Here is a 17,435-nt window from a genome sequence, read left to right as displayed (position 1 = left end):
GGCGTTGCCCCGCCCGAACCCGCGAACAGGAGATGCGCCCATGGAAAAGACCGCGTTCATCGAAAAGACCGGCGGGCCCGAGGTCATCCAGTGGCGTGACGAGGACCTGCCGCCGCCGGGGCCGGGCGAGGTTCGGATGCGGCACCACGCAGTCGGGCTGAACTATATCGACACCTATCACCGCAGCGGCCTCTATCCGATCGACCTGCCCGGCAAGCTGGGCTCCGAAGCGGCGGGCGTGGTCGAGGCGGTGGGAGAGGGCGTGACCGACTTCGCGGTCGGCGACCGGGTCGGCGTATTCGGCCCCGCGCGCGGTGCCTATGCCACGGCACGCAACGTCGCGGCCGAGCTGCTGGTGCCGCTGCCCGACCATGTCGATGACGAGACGGCGGCGGCGATCCTGTTGAAGGGGGCGACGACCGCCTTCCTGATCGAGGATTGCGCGAAGGTGCAATCCGGCTGGACCGTGCTGGTCCATGCGGCGGCGGGCGGGGTCGGGCATCTGGCGGTCGGCTGGCTGAAGGCGATCGGGGCGACGGTGATCGCGACCGTGGGCAGCGAGGCCAAGGCGGAGCGGGCCCGCGCGGCGGGTGCCGACCATGTCATCCTCAACCGGCAGGAGGACGTCGCCGCCCGCGTGCGCGAGATTACCGGCGGCGCGGGCGTGCCGGTGGTGCTCGACGGCGTGGGCAAGGCGACCTGGGACGCCTCGCTGAACAGCACCGCGCGGCGCGGGCTGATCGTCAGCTTCGGCAATGCCTCTGGCGCGGTGGACGGCGTCAATCTGGGCATATTGGCGGCCAAGGGCTCACTGTTCGTCACCCGGCCGACATTGTTCGATTATGCGGTGACGCCAGAGGAGAAGCGCAGCCTGATCGCGCGGGTCTTCGCGATGCTGGAGAAGGGCGCGATCACGCCGGAGATCGGGCAGAGCTTTGCCCTGGCCGATGTGGCCGAGGCGCACCGGGCGATCGAAGCGGGCGAGACGGTGGGGAGCACGGTGCTGATCCCGTGAGGGGAGGGATACACCCGGCCCTAAATCCCCGCTAACCAGTCCGCCAACACCGCACCCGGAGACCAAGATGATCGCGCTCCTTCCCCTCGCGCTGCTCGCTGCCCAGACCGCCCCCGTCACGCCGCCAGCCCCCGCCACGACCGAGGCGCCCAAGCCCGTCATGGCGCGCGTGGCGATGCAGACCAGCCTGGGGCCGATCGTGCTCGACCTGGATCGTACCCATGCGCCGATCACGACCGCCAATTTCCTTCGCTATGTCGATCAGCACCGGCTGGACGGGGTGACCTTCTATCGCTCGGTCCGCGTTGCCCCCGATTTCGGCTTCGTCCAGTTCGGTATCCGGAACGAACCCAAGCGCATCCTGCCGCCGATCGCGCATGAGCCGACGACCAAGACCGGCATCAAGCATACCAATGGCACCATCTCGATCGCCCGCCTCGCTCCCGGCACGGCGCGCGGTGACTTCACGATCATGGTCGGCGACCAGCCTTCGCTCGACGCCGATCCCACCAAGCCCGGTGACAATCTGGGCTATGCCGCCTTCGGCCATGTCGTCGAGGGAATGGACGTGGTCCACCAGATACTGGGCCAGCCCGCCGATCCCGCCAAGGGGCCGTTCAAGGGCGAGATGCTGGCCGCGCCGGTCAAGATCCTTTCCGCCAAGCGGGTGACCGTCACGCCGTGACCGCCATATTGTTGGTCATCGGCACCTTTCGCCTCGCCGCCCGACCAACTGGCGGCCGCGCGGCCGGTGATGCAGCGTATCATCGACGCCAGCCGCGTCGAGCCGGGATGTTTGGACTATGGCTATGCCGAGGACGTACTCGATCCCGGCCTGATCCATGTCACCGAGCGGTGGGTCGATCAGGCCGCGCTGGATCGCCACTTCGCCTCGCCGCATATCGCACAGTGGCGTGGCATCTGGCCCTCGCTCGGCATCGGCGAACGCCGATTGTCGATTTATGAAGTCGGCGAAGCCCGCGCGACCTGAACCGGTCAGAGCGCGGCTTCGGTGCGGCAGCTGGTCTTGGTCCCGACGACCTCGACCGTAGCCCGCTCGCCGTGCGCCATCGGAACCAGATTTTCGCGACCCTTCCAGTTGAACTTGAAGGTCACCGGGCCGACCAGCCGGCAGATCGCGCCCTTGCCCTTCATCATGCACATATCGTCCAGGCGTTTATATTCGGCCACATTCGCGGGCTCGATCGGCTTCACCCCGACGCCGGTCGCCGCCGAGCCACCGATCAGGAAGCGCTGGCCGAAACTCATCGCATTGGCCGTCCATGCGGTGTGCCCGTCCGGGGCGGCAGGCTTGTCGATACCGCTGTTCATCGCGAGGCGGGCACAGAAGTCGCCCTTGGCGGCATCCGGCTGAGTGGATGACACGGCCGCGGTCGATGCCAGCAGTGCTGCTCCGGCCACACATATGCGAACGACGATCATCATGCCCCCTTGCTCTCCCGCCAGTCGGGACGGACCTAGGTCAATGCAGGCCGTCAGGCAATCGCGTGGGTTCGAGTCCGGACCATCTGGGTGATGCCCAGCAGGTCGATTTTTCACCAAGTTCCTCTTTCCTTCTCTTCGGGGCGGGAGAGGATGAGGAGATGTGTCGCCAGAGCATGGAGACGCGAAGGCAGGGCCGCGTAGCGTGTCACACATGCCAAGAGATATATCCTGCTCCGACTTGCTCAGCCGGCCACGTGCTTGCTCCCGATATAACAGGATGACGTGACGAAGAATCGGTAGCGATGTCCGGTGTTCGGTGTGCGATCGAGAGGTTTGACCAACTTCTCAGTCCGGGACACCCCTTCGTCAGGCCTTCGGCCTGCCGCCTCCCATCACAGGGCAGGAATGAATTGGATATCGACGGGCCCCAGGATCAGTGTTGCGATCTGCTTTGCGTTCAGGGTCACGGCCACGATCCAGGGCGGCCGCCGCCGAAAATCCGAAACCGAGAGCGACGCCGTCCTCCCCAAAAAGAAAGGGGCCTTGCGGCCCCTTTCCCCGTAGTGACATCGTGCAGGGGCTGGATCAGCCGCTGTAGTACATGTCGTACTCGACCGGGCTGGGGGTCATTTCCCAGCGCATCACTTCGTGCATCTTCAGCTCGATATAGCTCTCGATCTGGTCCTTGGTGAACACGTCGCCCTTCAGCAGAAAGTCGTGATCAGCGGCCAGCGAGTCGAGCGCTTCGCGGAGCGAACCGGCGACGGTGGGAACCTGGGCCAGCTCGGCGGGCGGCAGGTCGTACAGGTTCTTGTCCATCGCTTCGCCAGGATGGATCTTGTTCTGGATACCGTCCAGACCCGCCATCAGGAGCGCCGCATAGGCGAGATACGGGTTTGCCAGCGCGTCGGGGAAGCGCACTTCGACGCGCTTCGACTTCGGGCCGGTGCCGTACGGGATGCGGCACGAAGCCGAGCGGTTGCGCGCCGAATAGGCGAGCAGCACCGGCGCTTCATAGCCCGGCACCAGACGCTTGTAGCTGTTGGTGGTCGGGTTGGTGAAGGCGTTCAGCGCCTTGGCATGCTTGATGACGCCGCCGATGAAGTACAGGCAGGTGTCCGACAGACCCGCATAGCCGTTGCCGGCGAACAGCGGGGTCTTGCCTTCCCAGATCGAGAAGTGGGTGTGCATACCCGAGCCGTTATCTTCCTTGATCGGCTTGGGCATGAAGGTCGCGGTCTTGCCATAGGCCTGGGCGACCTGATGTACGACATACTTGTAGATCTGCATGCGGTCGGCGGTCTGGGTCAGCGTGCCGAAGGTCATGCCCAGCTCGTGCTGCGCAGCGGCGACCTCATGGTGATGCTTGTCGCAGGGCAGGCCCATTTCGAGCATGGTCGAAACCATCTCGCCACGGATGTCGACGGCCGAGTCGACCGGCGCGACGGGGAAATAGCCGCCCTTGGCGCGCGGACGGTGACCGAGGTTGCCGCCCTCATATTCGCGGCCGGTGTTGGTCGGCAGCTCGATATCGTCGATCTTGAAGTAGGACGAGGCATAGTTCGTGTCGAACTGCACATTGTCGAACATGAAGAATTCGGCTTCCGGGCCGACATAGACGGTGTCGCCGATGCCGGTGGTCTTCACGAACGCCTCGGCGCGCTTGGCGGTCGAGCGCGGATCGCGTGCATACAGCTCGCCGGTCGACGGCTCGACGATGTCGCAGAACACGATCAGCATCGGGGTGGCCGAGAACGGATCGGTGTAGACGGCGTCGAGGTCGGGCTTCAGGACCATGTCCGACTCGTTGATCGCCTTCCAGCCCTCGATCGACGAACCGTCGAACATCAGGCCGTCGGTCAGCTCGTCCTCACCCAGGATCGAGGCGACCATGGTCAGGTGCTGCCACTTGCCCTTCGGATCGGTGAAGCGCAGATCGACCCACTCGATCTCTTCGTCCTTGATCTGGTTCAGAATGTCGCTGGCCGTTTTCGCCATGTGCCGTTCTCTCTCTGCTTGGATCCGTGCCCCGGAAGAAGACCGGGGCCGGTTGTACGTTTTTAGGCGGGCTGGGTGTCAGCCCGGTGACGTTTAGGGGTCGGGATGCGTCAGATCGCCGCGTCGTCGCGTTCGCCCGTGCGGATGCGCAGCGCCGTCTCGACCGGGATCACAAAAATCTTGCCGTCGCCGATGCGGCCGGTCTGCGCGGCGGCGGCGATCGCCTCCACCACGCGTTCGGCCAGACCGTCCTCGACCACCACTTCCAGCTTCACCTTCGGCAGGAAGTCGACGACATATTCGGCACCGCGATAGAGCTCGGTATGCCCCTTCTGGCGGCCGAAGCCCTTGGCCTCGGTGACGGTGATGCCGGACACGCCGATCTCGTGCAGCGCTTCCTTCACCTCATCGAGCTTGAAGGGCTTGATGATCGCCTCAATCTTTTTCACGAGTCTGATTGTCCCCGATGATGTACGAACCCTCGCCCGATCACCCGCGGTGCAGGGATCGTGCCAACTGCCCTGCCCTCGGCAGAGGGTAGGAATTCGGTAGGAAATGCGCTCGAAAAGCGGGCAGTTTGCTGTCCGCTGCTCAAATAACAGGCAGTGGTCACAGGATGCTCCGCACGGCTTCGGGGGGGCGACCGATGACCACCCCCTTGGGCGTTTCGACCAGCGGCCGCTCTATGAGAATGGGGTCGGCGGCCATCGCGGCAAGCACCGCCGCGTCGTCGGCGGTTGCGAGCGTCTTGGCTGCGGCCTCCGCCTTGCGCAGTCCGTCGCGAGGGCTCAGCCCACCCTTGGCATAGAGCCGGGCCAGTTCCTCGGCGGTGGGGGGCGTCTTGAGATACTCGATCACCGTCACATCGGCACCTGCCTCATTCAGCAGGGCCAGCGCCTCGCGCGACTTGGAGCAGCGCGGGTTGTGGAGGATCGTCGCCTTCATCGCCGATGCTTGTGCCATGGGCGGCGGGGAATGTGGAGGGGCAATGCTGATAAACAGGCAGGAAAAAGGCCCCCTTCCAACCGGAAGAGGGCCGTTTCGCTGTTCGGCGTGTCGAAAGAGGCTTAGCCGTTCTGCTTGGCCAGCCATTCCTCCAGCCACTTGATCGTATAGTCGCCCTTCTGGAATTCGGGATCGTCCAACAGTGACTGGTGGAGCGGGATGGTGGTCTTCATCCCCTCGATCACGAATTCGTTGAGCGCGCGGCGCAGGCGACGCAGCGCACCTTCACGGGTCGTGCCGTACACGATCAGCTTGGCGATCATGCTGTCGTAATAGGGCGGGACCTTATAGCCCTGGTACAGGCCGCTATCGACGCGGACATGCATGCCGCCCGGTGCGTGATACATCTTTACCACGCCTGGCGAGGGGGCGAAGGTGCGCGGATCTTCCGCGTTGATGCGGCACTCGATCGCATGGCCGCGGAACTGCACGTCCTGCTGGCGCAGGGTCAGCGGATGCCCCTCGGCAATGCGGATCTGTTCGCGGACCAGGTCCAGGCCGGTGATCATCTCGGTCACCGGATGCTCGACCTGAAGGCGGGTGTTCATTTCGATGAAATAGAACTCGCCGTCTTCCCACAGGAATTCGATCGTGCCCGCGCCGCGATAGCCCATATCGGCCATCGCCTTGGCGACCACGCCGCCCATGCGCGCGCGCTCCTCGGCCGTGATGATCGGCGAGGGGGCTTCCTCCAGCACCTTCTGGTGGCGGCGCTGGAGCGAGCAGTCGCGCTCGCCCAGATGGATCGCCTGGCCGTTGCCGTCGCCGAACACCTGGAATTCGATATGCCGGGGGTTGCCCAGATATTTTTCCATGTAGACGGTCGAGTCACCAAAGGCGGCCTTCGCCTCCGACCCGGCCTGCTGCATCAGCGTTTCGAGCTGGTCCTCGGACGGCACGACCTTCATGCCGCGACCGCCGCCGCCGCTCGCCGCCTTGATGATTACCGGATAGCCGATTTCGGCCGCGAGCGACTTGGCCGTCTCCAGATCCGAAATCGCGCCGTCCGAACCGGGGACGAGCGGCAGGCCGAGCGCGCCGGCGGTGCGCTTGGCCTCGACCTTGTCGCCCATGATCCGGATATGCTCGGGCTTCGGGCCGACGAAGATCAGGCCGTGCGCCTCGACGATCTCGGCGAACTTGGCATTCTCCGAGAGGAAGCCGTAGCCAGGGTGGATCGCGTCCGCGCCCGAAATCTCGGCGGCCGAGATGATGTTCGGGATGTTAAGATAGCTGTCGGTCGCTGCGGGCGGGCCGATGCACACCGCCTGGTCGGCGAGGCGCACGTGCATGGCATCGGCGTCGGCCGTGGAGTGCACGGCGACGGTCTCGATCCCCATTTCGTGGCAGGCGCGGTGGATGCGAAGCGCAATCTCACCGCGATTGGCGATCAGGAGTTTCTTGATCTGCGCCAAGGCGGCTTACTCTACGACGACGAGAGGCTGGTCGAACTCGACCGGCTGGCCGTTCTCGACCAGGACGGCGGTGACGGTGCCGGCCGCGGTCGCGGTGATCGGGTTCATCACCTTCATGGCCTCGACGATCAGCAGCGTATCACCGGCGGCCACCTTCTGGCCGATCGCCGCGAACGGCTTGGCACCCGGTTCGGCCGACAGATAGACGGTGCCGACCATCGGCGACTTCACGGCATTGGCCGAGATGGCCGGGGCCGAGGCGCCGACTTCCGCCGTGGCGGGCGCCGCGGCTGCGGGTGCCGCCGGAGCGGGGGCCGCTACGGGCGCAGGCGCGTAACCCATCTGGGCCACGGCCGCCGCCTTGCGCGCGACGCGGATCTTGCGGTCGCCATGCTCGACCTCGATCTCGGTCAGGGCGGTGGCGTCGAGCAGCTCGGCGAGCTGACGGACGAGGTCGACATCGACCTTCATCGCTTGTTCAGTCTTTTCGGTCATGGAACGGGCTCCTGTCAGAACCGGGCCGCGGCTTCAAGCGCGAGCAGATAGGAATGCGCGCCAAAACCCGCGATTGTGCCTTTTGCGGCACGCCCGATGAAGCTCTCATGCCGGAATGCCTCCCGTGCATGAGGGTTGGATAGGTGGACTTCGATCACCGGCGTCGTCACCGACTTGATCGCGTCGTGGATCGCGATCGACGTATGGGTGAAGCCGCCGGCGTTGAGCAGCACGGCCTTCGCCTCATAGGCCTGGGCCTCGTGCAGCCAGTCGATCAGATGGCCTTCATGGTTGGACTGGCGCATGTCGATCGTCAGATCGAGCTCGCGCGCCCGGTCCTCCAGCATGCCCGCAATGTCGTCCAGCGTGTCGTGACCATAGATATGCGGCTCGCGCATACCCAGCAGGTTCAGGTTCGGCCCGTTGAGGACGTAAACGGTCGCGGGCATCGGCACTCCCATGGTTGCGGCTCGGGATGGCCGGGCCTAGATCGAGGGCCCTCCTTAACCGCTTGCCCACCTCTCCGTCGAGCGGGCAACGACTGCATGGTAAGTGACACATATGCCGCACACCGATGGAACCGTGACGATCACCGTGAATGGCGAGCATAAGCGGGTCACCGCCGGACTGTCGCTCGCCGACCTGGCGAACCAGCTGGGGCTGGTGCCCGAAAAGGTGGCGGTGGAGCGCAATCTGGAGGTCGTGCCGCGCTCGACGCTCGCGCAGGTCGAGGTCGAGGATGGCGACGAGATCGAGATCGTCCACTTCGTCGGTGGCGGCGACCATGTGGCGGCGGTCGATGACGATTCGTGGGAAGTGGCGGGCCAGCGTTTCCGCTCGCGCCTGATCGTCGGCACCGGCAAGTATAAGGACTTTGCCCAGAACGCGGCGGCGGTCGAGGCGGCCGGCGCGGAGATCGTCACGGTCGCGGTGCGCCGGGTCAACGTCTCGGATCGCAACGCACCGATGCTGACCGACTATATCGACCCGAAGAAGATCACCTATCTGCCCAACACGGCGGGTTGCTTCACCGCCGAGGACGCGATCCGCACGCTGCGCCTGGCGCGCGAGGCGGGCGGCTGGGACCTGGTTAAGCTGGAGGTGCTGGGGGAGGCGAAGACGCTATACCCTGACATGGTCGAGACGCTGCGTGCGACCGAGATCCTGGCCAAGGAAGGCTTCAAGCCGATGGTCTATTGCGTGGACGACCCCATCGCTGCCAGGCGGCTGGAGGATGTCGGGGCGGTCGCGATCATGCCGCTGGGCGCGCCGATCGGCTCGGGGCTGGGTATCCAGAACAAGGTGACGATCCGCCTGATCGTCGAGGGCGCCAAGGTGCCGGTGCTGGTCGATGCGGGCGTCGGCACCGCGTCCGAAGCGGCGGTGGCGATGGAACTGGGCTGCGACGGGGTGCTGATGAACACCGCGATCGCCGAGGCCAAGGACCCGGTGCTGATGGCCCGCGCGATGAAGGCGGGCGTCGAGGCGGGGCGCATGGCGTACCGGGCCGGTCGTATGGGAATGCGCCGCTATGCCGACCCGTCCAGTCCGCTTGCGGGCCTTATCTGACATTAATTTCAGGGAACCAGCCGCGTAACAAACCGTTTTGCTTCCGAGTGTTCAACGGGGATTTGACGATCCCTTAGCAAATGGAGGCCTTCATGGGTGAACTCACCGACAAGATCAAGGGCAACGTCAACGAGCTGGTTGGCAAGGCCAAGGAAGCCATTGGCGAACACAACAACAATGACAAGCTCGTAGCCGAGGGCGAAGCCCAGCAGGCCAAGGGCAAGGGCGAGCAGGTCAAGGGCTCGGTCAAAGGTGCTCTTGGCGACAACATCTGAACCTGCTAGTCGTTTTCTGACTAAAGCAATCAGCAACGAACTTGCCGCCTCGGTTTACACCGGGGCGGTTTTGTTTTGTCTAGGCAAGATCAGTCATCGCAATCGTTTTCATGATAGCGTTATTTTCAGACTATTCGGTTTTGTTTGAAGGCTTTTGTCGTTGTCCGGCAACGGAATGTGGGACGACGGCGCGCGGGTAAGGATGCCCATCGATCGTCTCCACTTGCAGCGAGAACTCAGCGGCCAGCGATTCGCGACAATGTCGTGGCGGGGGTGATGACCTCGATATCGGTCTTCAGATGCAGCAATCGTACACCCGTCTCCGCCATGGCGCGGGAAAGGGCAGGGGCGAAGTCCTCGGTCCGCGTCACGGTTTCGCTCCAGCAGCCATAGGCCCGCGCCAGTGCGGCAAAGTCCGGGTTAGCGAGGCCCGTCGCGGCGATGCGGCCGGGATATTCCCGCTCCTGATGCATACGGATCGTGCCGTAACCGCCATTGTCGACGACGATGACCAGCATCGACGCGCCGTGCTGCACGGCGGTCGCCAATTCCTGCCCGTTCATCAGGAAACAGCCGTCGCCCGCCAGCGCGACGACCATGCGGTCGGAATGGCGTAGCGCGGCGGCGGTGGCGGCGGGGACGCCATATCCCATCGCGCCGCAGGTCGGGGCAAGCTGGCAACCCGGCTCGTAGCGCCAGTAACGGTGCCACCAGCCCGAATAATTGCCGGCGCCATTGCACAGGATTGAGTCGGCCGGGAGTGCCGAACGCATGGCCGCGACGCACTGGCCGAGGTCCAGCGTCACGCCGTCGCGCGGGGCAGGGTCGGACCAGGCGAGATAGGCGGCATGGGCTTCGCGGCCCGAGGGGTGCTGGGCGGCGGCTTCGTTCGCCAGCAACTCCAGCATACCCAGCGCACGGTCCATGTCGCAGCATAGCGCCAGGTCGGTGCGATAGACGCTGTGCAACTCCTCCGGGTCGGGATGGATGTGGATCAGCGTCTGCCCCGGATGATCGGGGGTGATCAGCGTATAGCCGTCGGTCGTCGCCTCGCCCAATCGCGCGCCCAGTATGATCAGCAGATCGGCGTCCTTGACACGGGCAACCAGCGCCGGGTTGGGGCCATAGCCGAGATTGCCCGCATAGACCGGGCAGGTCGCCGACACCGCATCCTGTCGCCGGAACGCCGCGACCAGCGGAATGCCCTTCGCCTCGCCCCATTGTTCGGCCAGTGTCACGGCCTCGGGGCTCCAGTGCGCGCCGCCGATGATGGCGACGGGGCGCTGGGCCTCTGCGATCATGGCCTGGACGGCGATGGCGTCTTCGATTCGCACATCCTGTGACGGGCGTGTGATGCGGGGGCGGGGGGTGCCTTCGACCAGGTCGCACAGCATGTCCTCGGGCAGCGCGAGCACGACCGGCCCCGGCCGCCCGCTCATCGCGGTGGCATAGGCGCGGGCGACATATTCCGGGATACGCGCGGCATCGTCGATTCGCGCTGCCCATTTGGCCAGCGGGGCGAACATCGTCAGGAAGTCGACCTCCTGGAACGCCTCGCGGTCGCGAGTGCCCCGGTCGACATCGCCGATGAACAGGATCATCGGTTGCGAATCCTGCCTGGCCACATGCACGCCGATCGCCGCGTTGGTCGCCCCCGGTCCGCGCGTGACGAAGGCCACGCCCGGCCGCCCGGTCAGCGTCCCGTCGGCGCAGGCCATGAACGTCACGCCGCCCTCCTGCCGACACGTCACCAAGTCGATCGCGGGCGTGTCGTGCAGCGCGTCGAGCACCGCCAGGAAACTCTCGCCCGGCACGGTGAAGATACGGTCGCACCCCTGTTCGAGAAGCGCATCGACAAGCAGGCGTCCGCCGGTTTTCAAACTCATGGAACGCAGCCTGCCTTGCTTGCCGGCAAAGCGCAAACGCCGGGTTGACCCGCCTCCACCGCTCCGCCTAACGCTTCGGCGATCATAGGGAGGACGCCCATGCAGAAGCTCTATTCCGACGCGGCCGCCGCGCTCGACGGCCTGCTCCATGACGGCATGACCATCTGTGCCGGGGGCTTCGGCCTGTGCGGCATCCCCGAACGCCTGATCGACGCGATCGAGGCGGCGGGGGTGAAGGACCTGACCATCGCCAGCAACAATGCCGGGATCGACGGCGTCGGCCTGGGCAAGCTGCTCCGCTCGCATCAGGTGAAGAAGATGATCTCGTCCTATGTCGGTGAGAACAAGGAGTTCGAGCGGCAATATCTGTCGGGTGAGCTCGAGGTCGAATTCTGCCCGCAGGGCACGCTTGCCGAGCGTTGCCGGGCAGGGGGCGCGGGCATCCCTGGTTTTTATACGAAGACCGGCGTCGGCACGAAGGTGGCCGAGGGCAAGGAAGTGAAGAGCTTCGACGGCGAGGATTACATCCTGGAGTGCGGCATCCGCGCCGACCTGTCGATCATCAAGGGATGGAAGGCCGACGAGGCCGGGAACCTGATCTTCCGCAAGACCGCCCGCAACTTCAACCAGCCGATGGCGACGGCGGGAAGAACCTGTGTGGCCGAGGTGGAAGAGGTGGTGCCGGTGGGCTCGCTCGATCCCGACCAGATCCATCTGCCGGGGATCTACGTGAAGCGGATGATCGTCGGCGCGCCGTACGAAAAGAAGATCGAGTTTCGTACGGTGCGCGAGCGGGTTTGACGGTTAGGGCAGGGGGTAGGGCGGGCCCTCCCCCCGACCCCCTCCCGCTTGCGGGAGGGGGGGAGCGCATGTGACGGAGGGCATGGCTTTGAGAAACGTGCGATGGAAACCGACGGGTAGCCAAACAACCTCTCCCCTCCCGCAGGCGGGAGGGGCTGGGGGAGGGCACCCCGGCATGAGGCTAGGCATCGCCCTGGCCGCCGCCCTGACCCTATCCGGCTGCGTCGTCGCGGTCGGCAACAACACCCCCGCACCCCCACCTCCCGCCAGCGCGAGCCCCAAGCTCGCGGGCATGCAATATCTCTACGGCTCGGCCGAGGCCGATGCGATCTCGCGCCAGGCCTGGAACGCGCTCGTCACCTACGCCGCCGACCGTGTCCGCCGCCCGCAGGCGGGCAGCGTCGTGCTGGCGCAGGGTGCAAGCCTCGACGATGCCCGCTTCGTATCGTGCGCGGGCAAGCGTCCGGCGGCCGTGTTCGACGTCGATGAGACGGTCCTCCTGAACCTCGGTTTCGAGCAGGACGACCTGACCGGCCGCGCCGATCGGGCCTTTCCCGGCCGTTGGAGCGCCTGGGAAAAGAGCGACGGCCGCGCCGTCCTGCCGACCCCCGGCGCGGCGGCGGCGATCGCCGATCTGCGGGCGATGGGCGTGACGGTGGTCTTCAACACCAATCGCGACGATGCCGCCGGGGCCGCGCGCGCGATCGAGGCGGCGGGGCTCGGTCCGGCCGTTCATGGCGACACCCTGTTCGTCCGCAGCGACACGACGACGGGCGACGGCAAGGACGTCCGCCGCTGGCGCATCGCGCAGCGCTATTGCGTGATCGCGATGGGCGGCGATCAACTGGGTGATTTCAGTGACTTGTTCAACGATCCTGCCAGCGTTGCACAGCGGCGTGCCAAGGCAGATGCGCCGCGCGTCGCCGCCTTGTGGGGGCGTGGCTGGTTCGTTTTTCCCAACCCCGTCTACGGCAAGGCGCTGAAGGGCACCGCTGACGACATCTTCCCCGCCGACCGGCGGTGGCAGCCGACAGGAGAATAAGGATGGCCTGGACCCGCGACGAAATGGCCGCCCGTGCGGCCAAGGAACTGAAGGACGGTTTCTACGTCAATCTCGGCATCGGCATCCCGACGCTGGTTGCCAACCATATCCCGCAAGGGGTTGAGGTTACGCTGCAATCCGAAAACGGCATGCTGGGCATCGGGCCGTTCCCTTATGACGACGAAGTCGATCCCGATCTGATCAATGCGGGCAAGCAGACGATCAGCGAGCTGCCGCACTCGGTCTATTTTTCATCCGCCGACAGCTTTGCGATGATCCGGGGCGGGCATATCGACCTGACCGTGCTGGGCGCGATGGAGGTGTCGGAGGGCGGCGACATCGCCAACTGGATGATCCCCGGCAAGATGATCAAGGGCATGGGCGGCGCGATGGATCTGGTCGCGGGCGTCAAGAAGATCATCGTGGTGATGGAGCATAACGCCAAGGACGGTAGCCCAAAGTTCATCCCCGAATGTACCCTGCCGCTGACCGGGCGCAATGTCGTCGACATGATCGTCACCGACCTGGCGGTGTTCCAGCGGGCAGATCACGACAGCCCGTTCCGCCTGATCGAATGCGCGCCGGGCGTCACCGCCGATGAGGTCGCCGCCAAGACGACCGCCAAGTTCGAACTCTGATGGCCTACACCCTCGTCACCGCGAACCGGAACTATTCCAGCTGGTCGTTGCGTCCCTGGTTGCTGATGAAGGCGCTGGGGATCGGCTTCACCGACCGGATCGAGCCGTTCGAGGCGGCGGAGAATTACGAGGCGTTCCGCGCCTTCTCGCCTACAGGTCAGGTGCCGGTGCTGCTCGACGGCGAGCGGGTGGTATGGGACTCGCTGGGTATCACACTCTACCTCGCCGAGCGGCATCCGGGCATATGGCCGCAGGACGAGGGTGCGCGCGCCTGGGCCATGTGTGCCGTGACCGAGATGCACGGCGGGTTCGGCGCGCTGCGGGGCGAGCGGACGATGAATGTCGGGGTGCGGGTGGAGCCGAAGCCGCCATCCGCCCGGCTGGAACGCGATGTCGCACGGCTGGCGGAGCTTTGGGCTGAGGGGTTGTCGCGCTTTGGTGGGCCCTGGCTAGCAGGGGAAAGCTTCTCGGCGGTCGATGCTTTCTACGCGCCGGTCGCCTTTCGGGGGCGGACCTACGGGATCGACGTCGGCGCCGCGGGCGCGGCATGGGTCGAGACGGTGCTGGCGCATCCGGCCATGCGGGATTGGGAAGCGCAGGCCTTGGCCGAGACGTGGCGGGACCCGGATCATGAGGTCGAGCTGGCCGAGTGCGGCGACGTGACCGAGGATTTGCGTGCCAAGGGGTGAGTGAAGTCGAAGGCCATGGGAAACCCCTGGCAGAATGACAAACCCGACACTTTCGCGAAATAAGATTACGCGTGGCCTTTGCGTCGCGCATATTTTCGGATAACAGCGCCCCCATCATGGCCCAACGACCCCAGACTCTGTACGAGAAGATCTGGGCCGCGCACGTTGTCGAACGGCGGCCCGATGGCACCTGCCTTATCTATATCGACCGGCACCTCGTCCATGAGGTGACGAGCCCGCAGGCGTTCGAGGGGCTACGTGCCGCCGGACGCAAGGTGCGTCGTCCCGAGCTGACGCTGGCGGTGCCCGATCACAACCTGCCGACGACGCCGCGCAAGGATGCGAACGGCAGGCTGCTGCCCATCGCCGACCCGGAAAGCGCGCAACAGCTCGACGCCCTTCGCCGCAACACCGCCGAATTCGGCGTCGACTATATCGACGCGACGGCGGCGGCGCAGGGCATCGTCCATGTCGTGGGGCCCGAACAGGGCTTCACCCTGCCGGGCACGACCCTGGTGTGCGGTGACAGCCATACCTCGGCCCATGGCGCACTGGGCGCACTGGCGTTCGGCATCGGCACGTCGGAGGTCGAGCATGTGCTGGCGACCCAGACGCTGTTGCTCTCGCCGTCCAAGACGATGGAAGTGCGTGTCGACGGCACGCTGGGGCACGGCGTGTCGGCCAAGGACGTGGTGCTGGCCATCATCGGGAAGATCGGTGCGGCGGGCGGCACCGGCCATGTCATCGAGTTTACGGGCAGCGTCATCCGCAACCTGTCGGTCGAGGGTCGCCTGACGATCGCCAACATGTCGATCGAGGGTGGCGCCCGCGCCGGCCTGATCGCGCCGGACGAGACGACCTTCGCCTATCTGAAGGGGCGTCCGATGGCGCCGCAGGGAGAGGATTGGGACAAGGCGGTCGCCTGGTGGCGGACGCTGCCGACCGATGCCGGTGCCATGTACGACAAGGTCGTGACGCTCGACGCCGCCGACATCGCGCCGAACCTGACCTGGGGCACCAGCCCCGAGGATGTGGTGCCGATCACCGGCGTCGTCCCCGATCCCGACAGCTTCGCCGATCCGTCCAAGCGTGAAGCGGCGCGCAAGTCGCTGGATTATATGGGCCTGACCCCCGGCACCGCGATGCAGGACATCGGTGTCCAGCACGTCTTCATCGGCAGTTGCACCAACAGCCGCATCGAGGACCTGCGTGCCGCCGCCGCCGTGGCGCGCGACCGCAAGGTTGCCGACGGCGTCCGCGCGCTGGTCGTGCCCGGCTCCGGCCTGGTCAAGCGCCAGGCCGAGGCCGAGGGGCTGGACCGCGTCTTCGTGCAGGCGGGCTTCGAATGGCGCGAGCCGGGTTGCTCGATGTGCCTGGCGATGAACCCCGACAAGGTGCCGCCGGGCGAGCGCTGCGCCTCGACCTCGAACCGCAATTTCGTCGGTCGTCAGGGGCCGGGGGCGCGGACCCATCTGCTTTCTCCCGCCATGGCGGCGGCGGCAGCGGTGACCGGGCGCCTTTTTGATGTTAGAGAGTTGAAGACCCACGATTTCGATCGTGAAGGCATCTGACAGAGACGACCCTGACAGGGACAATAGGGGACACGCATCATGAAGCACGTATTGGTCATGCTCGTCACCGGCGCAGTGCTGTGCGGGGCCGCCGCCTATGCCGCCGGTGTCGCCTCGCACCCCGCCGTCGCCGAACAGCCGCCGCAGCGCGCGGGCTGATCCCACAGGGTTAACAGAATACAGGGATGATGGAATGAATCCGGTCACCACCGTTTCCGGCACCTCCTATCCGTGGGGCGCCAAGAATATCGACACGGATGTCATCATCCCGGCCCATTGGCTGAAGACGATCACCCGCGCCGGGCTGGGGCGTGGCGCGTTCGAGACGGTGCGGGCGCAGCCGGGCAATATCTTCGACGATCCGCGCTATGCGGGCGCGCCGATCCTGATCGCGGGCGACAATTTCGGTTGCGGCTCCAGCCGTGAGCATGCGGCCTGGGCGCTGGCGGACATGGGCATTCAGGCGGTGATCGCACCGAGCTTCTCCGACATCTTCTCGGGCAATGCCTTCAAGAACGGCATCGTGCCGGTCGTCCTGCCGCAGGAGGCCGTCGACCGTCTGTTGGAAGTGGCGAAGGACCAGCCTGTCACCGTCGACCTGGAAAGCATGACGGTGACGACGCCGTATCAGGATCGCTTCACGTTCGAGCTTGATCCGTTCCGTCGCGAGTGCCTGATGAACGGATTGGACGAGGTCGGCCTGACGCTGGCGCGATCCGAGGCTATTGGTCGGTTCGAGGGCGAAATGGCGCAGGGGCGTCCATGGATCGAGGGGCGTACCCGGCTGGCGACCGCGTCGGCGTGAACCGCTCGATCGCCGTTGGCGGCGGATAGTCGGTCAGGAAGCGACGACGACGACCCCTGCGATCAGGGCCCAAATCGCCAGTGATCCGAGCATACCGTTGACGATGCCCAACATGGGGCTGCGGTCGCCATGATGCGGGTCGCGGGCCGGATTGCGGGTCTGCAGGAACTGTTCGTGGCGCATCACACTCTCCTGCGTTTGTCGGCACCGGCTCTTGGATGCGGCCGATCATCCGATCACTGCGTCGGTTACACTACGCCCGAAGGGCCCCTTCTGTTCCCCTTTCGCCGGGGTGGCACATGGAAATCCGGTGCCGATCCTCATGCCGAATTCCGCGCAATCGAAGGGCGCGCGAACGGCGTCGCGGCACATTGGTTGCACCCGCCCGGCGCTATGCCTATTTCGGGGCTTCGATAGAGACACATGACGAGGCCCTGCGGGGCTGGGGGATGGCGGACCGATGACGAGTTTCGACGATCGCAGAAAGGGCTTCGAGGCCAAATTCGTGGCCGATCAGGACATGGTGTTCCGCATCACGGCGCGCCGTAACCGGCTGGTCGCGCAATGGGCGGCCGAGCGGATGAAACTGACCCCCGCCGAGACCGATGCCTATGCCAAGGCGGTCGTCCAGGCCGATTTCGAGGAAGCGGGCGACGAGGATGTGATCCGCAAGCTGCTGGGCGACCTGACCGCCGCGGGAATCGACGTCGGCGAGGCCGAGGTCCGCCGTGCGCTCGACGAACAGATGGTCGAGGCGCGCCGCCAGCTTATGGAGAGCCGCTGAC

Annotated in this window: 21 protein-coding genes; 12 read left to right on the top strand and 9 right to left on the bottom strand. The window is 65.6% G+C overall.

Annotation, left to right across the window (positions count from 1 at the left end; genetic code table 11):
* The first annotated feature begins 40 nt into the window (after positions 1-40).
* The 3 genes from U1703_RS16715 to U1703_RS16705 all read left to right on the top strand — a co-directional run bounded on the left by U1703_RS16715 (position 41) and on the right by U1703_RS16705 (position 2,006).
* Positions 41-1,015, top strand: coding sequence for a quinone oxidoreductase family protein (locus tag U1703_RS16715; protein WP_332786604.1), 975 nt, complete (start codon positions 41-43; stop codon positions 1,013-1,015).
* Positions 1,016-1,082: 67 nt separating this feature from the next.
* Positions 1,083-1,700, top strand: coding sequence for a peptidylprolyl isomerase (locus U1703_RS16710; protein ID WP_332786603.1), 618 nt, complete (start codon positions 1,083-1,085; stop codon positions 1,698-1,700).
* A 69-nt stretch (positions 1,701-1,769) separates the two neighbouring features.
* On the top strand, positions 1,770-2,006 hold the full coding sequence (locus U1703_RS16705) for a putative quinol monooxygenase (RefSeq protein ID WP_332786602.1): 237 nt from the start codon (positions 1,770-1,772) through the stop codon (positions 2,004-2,006).
* A gap of 5 nt (positions 2,007-2,011) precedes the next feature.
* Here the strand turns inward: U1703_RS16705 and U1703_RS16700 are convergent, their stop codons facing one another.
* From U1703_RS16700 to aroQ, 7 genes are all read right to left on the bottom strand, one after another.
* Positions 2,012-2,461, bottom strand: a complete 450-nt coding sequence (locus U1703_RS16700; RefSeq protein WP_332786601.1) for a hypothetical protein — start codon at positions 2,459-2,461, stop codon at positions 2,012-2,014.
* A gap of 585 nt (positions 2,462-3,046) precedes the next feature.
* Positions 3,047-4,459: a type I glutamate--ammonia ligase gene (gene glnA / locus U1703_RS16695; RefSeq protein WP_332786600.1), complete on the bottom strand. Its 1,413-nt coding sequence runs from the start codon at positions 4,457-4,459 to the stop codon at positions 3,047-3,049.
* A 110-nt stretch (positions 4,460-4,569) separates the two neighbouring features.
* Positions 4,570-4,908: a P-II family nitrogen regulator gene (locus U1703_RS16690; protein WP_007405799.1), complete on the bottom strand. Its 339-nt coding sequence runs from the start codon at positions 4,906-4,908 to the stop codon at positions 4,570-4,572.
* 160 nt (positions 4,909-5,068) lie between these two features.
* Positions 5,069-5,404: an arsenate reductase (glutaredoxin) gene (arsC, locus tag U1703_RS16685; protein WP_332786619.1), complete on the bottom strand. Its 336-nt coding sequence runs from the start codon at positions 5,402-5,404 to the stop codon at positions 5,069-5,071.
* A 122-nt stretch (positions 5,405-5,526) separates the two neighbouring features.
* Positions 5,527-6,879, bottom strand: a complete 1,353-nt coding sequence (accC, locus tag U1703_RS16680) for an acetyl-CoA carboxylase biotin carboxylase subunit (RefSeq protein ID WP_332786599.1) — start codon at positions 6,877-6,879, stop codon at positions 5,527-5,529.
* A gap of 6 nt (positions 6,880-6,885) precedes the next feature.
* On the bottom strand, positions 6,886-7,374 hold the full coding sequence (accB, locus tag U1703_RS16675; RefSeq protein ID WP_332786598.1) for an acetyl-CoA carboxylase biotin carboxyl carrier protein: 489 nt from the start codon (positions 7,372-7,374) through the stop codon (positions 6,886-6,888).
* 14 nt (positions 7,375-7,388) lie between these two features.
* A complete protein-coding gene (gene aroQ / locus U1703_RS16670) occupies positions 7,389-7,823 on the bottom strand; it encodes a type II 3-dehydroquinate dehydratase (RefSeq protein ID WP_332786597.1) in 435 nt (144 codons plus the stop codon).
* A gap of 112 nt (positions 7,824-7,935) precedes the next feature.
* Here aroQ and thiS point away from each other — a divergent pair, with 112 nt between their 5' ends.
* Both thiS and U1703_RS16660 read left to right on the top strand, forming a co-directional pair.
* Positions 7,936-8,943, top strand: coding sequence for a sulfur carrier protein ThiS (gene thiS / locus U1703_RS16665; RefSeq protein WP_332786596.1), 1,008 nt, complete (start codon positions 7,936-7,938; stop codon positions 8,941-8,943).
* 92 nt (positions 8,944-9,035) lie between these two features.
* Positions 9,036-9,218 carry a CsbD family protein gene (locus tag U1703_RS16660; protein ID WP_320453928.1) on the top strand — a complete coding sequence of 61 codons (183 nt, stop codon included), beginning with the start codon at positions 9,036-9,038 and terminating at the stop codon, positions 9,216-9,218.
* 236 nt (positions 9,219-9,454) lie between these two features.
* On the opposite strand, the gene U1703_RS16655 is transcribed toward U1703_RS16660, so the two are convergent.
* Positions 9,455-11,104, bottom strand: coding sequence for a thiamine pyrophosphate-binding protein (locus tag U1703_RS16655; protein WP_332786595.1), 1,650 nt, complete (start codon positions 11,102-11,104; stop codon positions 9,455-9,457).
* A gap of 99 nt (positions 11,105-11,203) precedes the next feature.
* On the opposite strand from U1703_RS16655, the gene U1703_RS16650 reads away from it, so the two are divergent.
* The 6 genes from U1703_RS16650 to leuD all read left to right on the top strand — a co-directional run bounded on the left by U1703_RS16650 (position 11,204) and on the right by leuD (position 16,650).
* Positions 11,204-11,905: a CoA transferase subunit A gene (locus tag U1703_RS16650; RefSeq protein WP_332786594.1), complete on the top strand. Its 702-nt coding sequence runs from the start codon at positions 11,204-11,206 to the stop codon at positions 11,903-11,905.
* A gap of 175 nt (positions 11,906-12,080) precedes the next feature.
* On the top strand, positions 12,081-12,947 hold the full coding sequence (locus U1703_RS16645) for an HAD family acid phosphatase (RefSeq protein WP_332786593.1): 867 nt from the start codon (positions 12,081-12,083) through the stop codon (positions 12,945-12,947).
* A gap of 2 nt (positions 12,948-12,949) precedes the next feature.
* Positions 12,950-13,585: a CoA transferase subunit B gene (locus U1703_RS16640; RefSeq protein WP_332786592.1), complete on the top strand. Its 636-nt coding sequence runs from the start codon at positions 12,950-12,952 to the stop codon at positions 13,583-13,585.
* Positions 13,585-14,274: a glutathione S-transferase family protein gene (locus tag U1703_RS16635; protein ID WP_332786591.1), complete on the top strand. Its 690-nt coding sequence runs from the start codon at positions 13,585-13,587 to the stop codon at positions 14,272-14,274. Before U1703_RS16640 ends, U1703_RS16635 begins: the two co-directional genes overlap by 1 nt.
* 116 nt (positions 14,275-14,390) lie before the next feature.
* Entirely contained in the window at positions 14,391-15,845 is a 1,455-nt protein-coding gene (gene leuC / locus U1703_RS16630) for a 3-isopropylmalate dehydratase large subunit (protein WP_332786590.1), read from the top strand.
* A gap of 193 nt (positions 15,846-16,038) precedes the next feature.
* Positions 16,039-16,650 (top strand): 3-isopropylmalate dehydratase small subunit, encoded by a 612-nt coding sequence (gene leuD / locus U1703_RS16625; protein WP_332786589.1) that lies wholly within the window; start codon positions 16,039-16,041, stop codon positions 16,648-16,650.
* Between the two features lie 33 nt (positions 16,651-16,683).
* Here the strand turns inward: leuD and U1703_RS16620 are convergent, their stop codons facing one another.
* A complete protein-coding gene (locus U1703_RS16620; RefSeq protein ID WP_332786588.1) occupies positions 16,684-16,833 on the bottom strand; it encodes a hypothetical protein in 150 nt (49 codons plus the stop codon).
* A 277-nt stretch (positions 16,834-17,110) separates the two neighbouring features.
* Here U1703_RS16620 and U1703_RS16615 point away from each other — a divergent pair, with 277 nt between their 5' ends.
* The gene (locus tag U1703_RS16615; protein ID WP_320453919.1) at positions 17,111-17,434 is read left to right on the top strand and encodes a DUF1476 domain-containing protein; all 324 of its coding nucleotides are present in this window, start codon (positions 17,111-17,113) and stop codon (positions 17,432-17,434) included.
* Position 17,435 lies beyond the last annotated feature (1 nt).

The organism is Sphingomonas flavida (assembly GCF_036663655.1).
In the GTDB taxonomy this organism is placed as follows: Bacteria; Pseudomonadota; Alphaproteobacteria; order Sphingomonadales; family Sphingomonadaceae; genus Sphingomonas.
The sequence above is the reverse complement of the archived record's forward strand: the minus strand, read 5'-3'. Positions and strand labels throughout refer to the sequence as shown.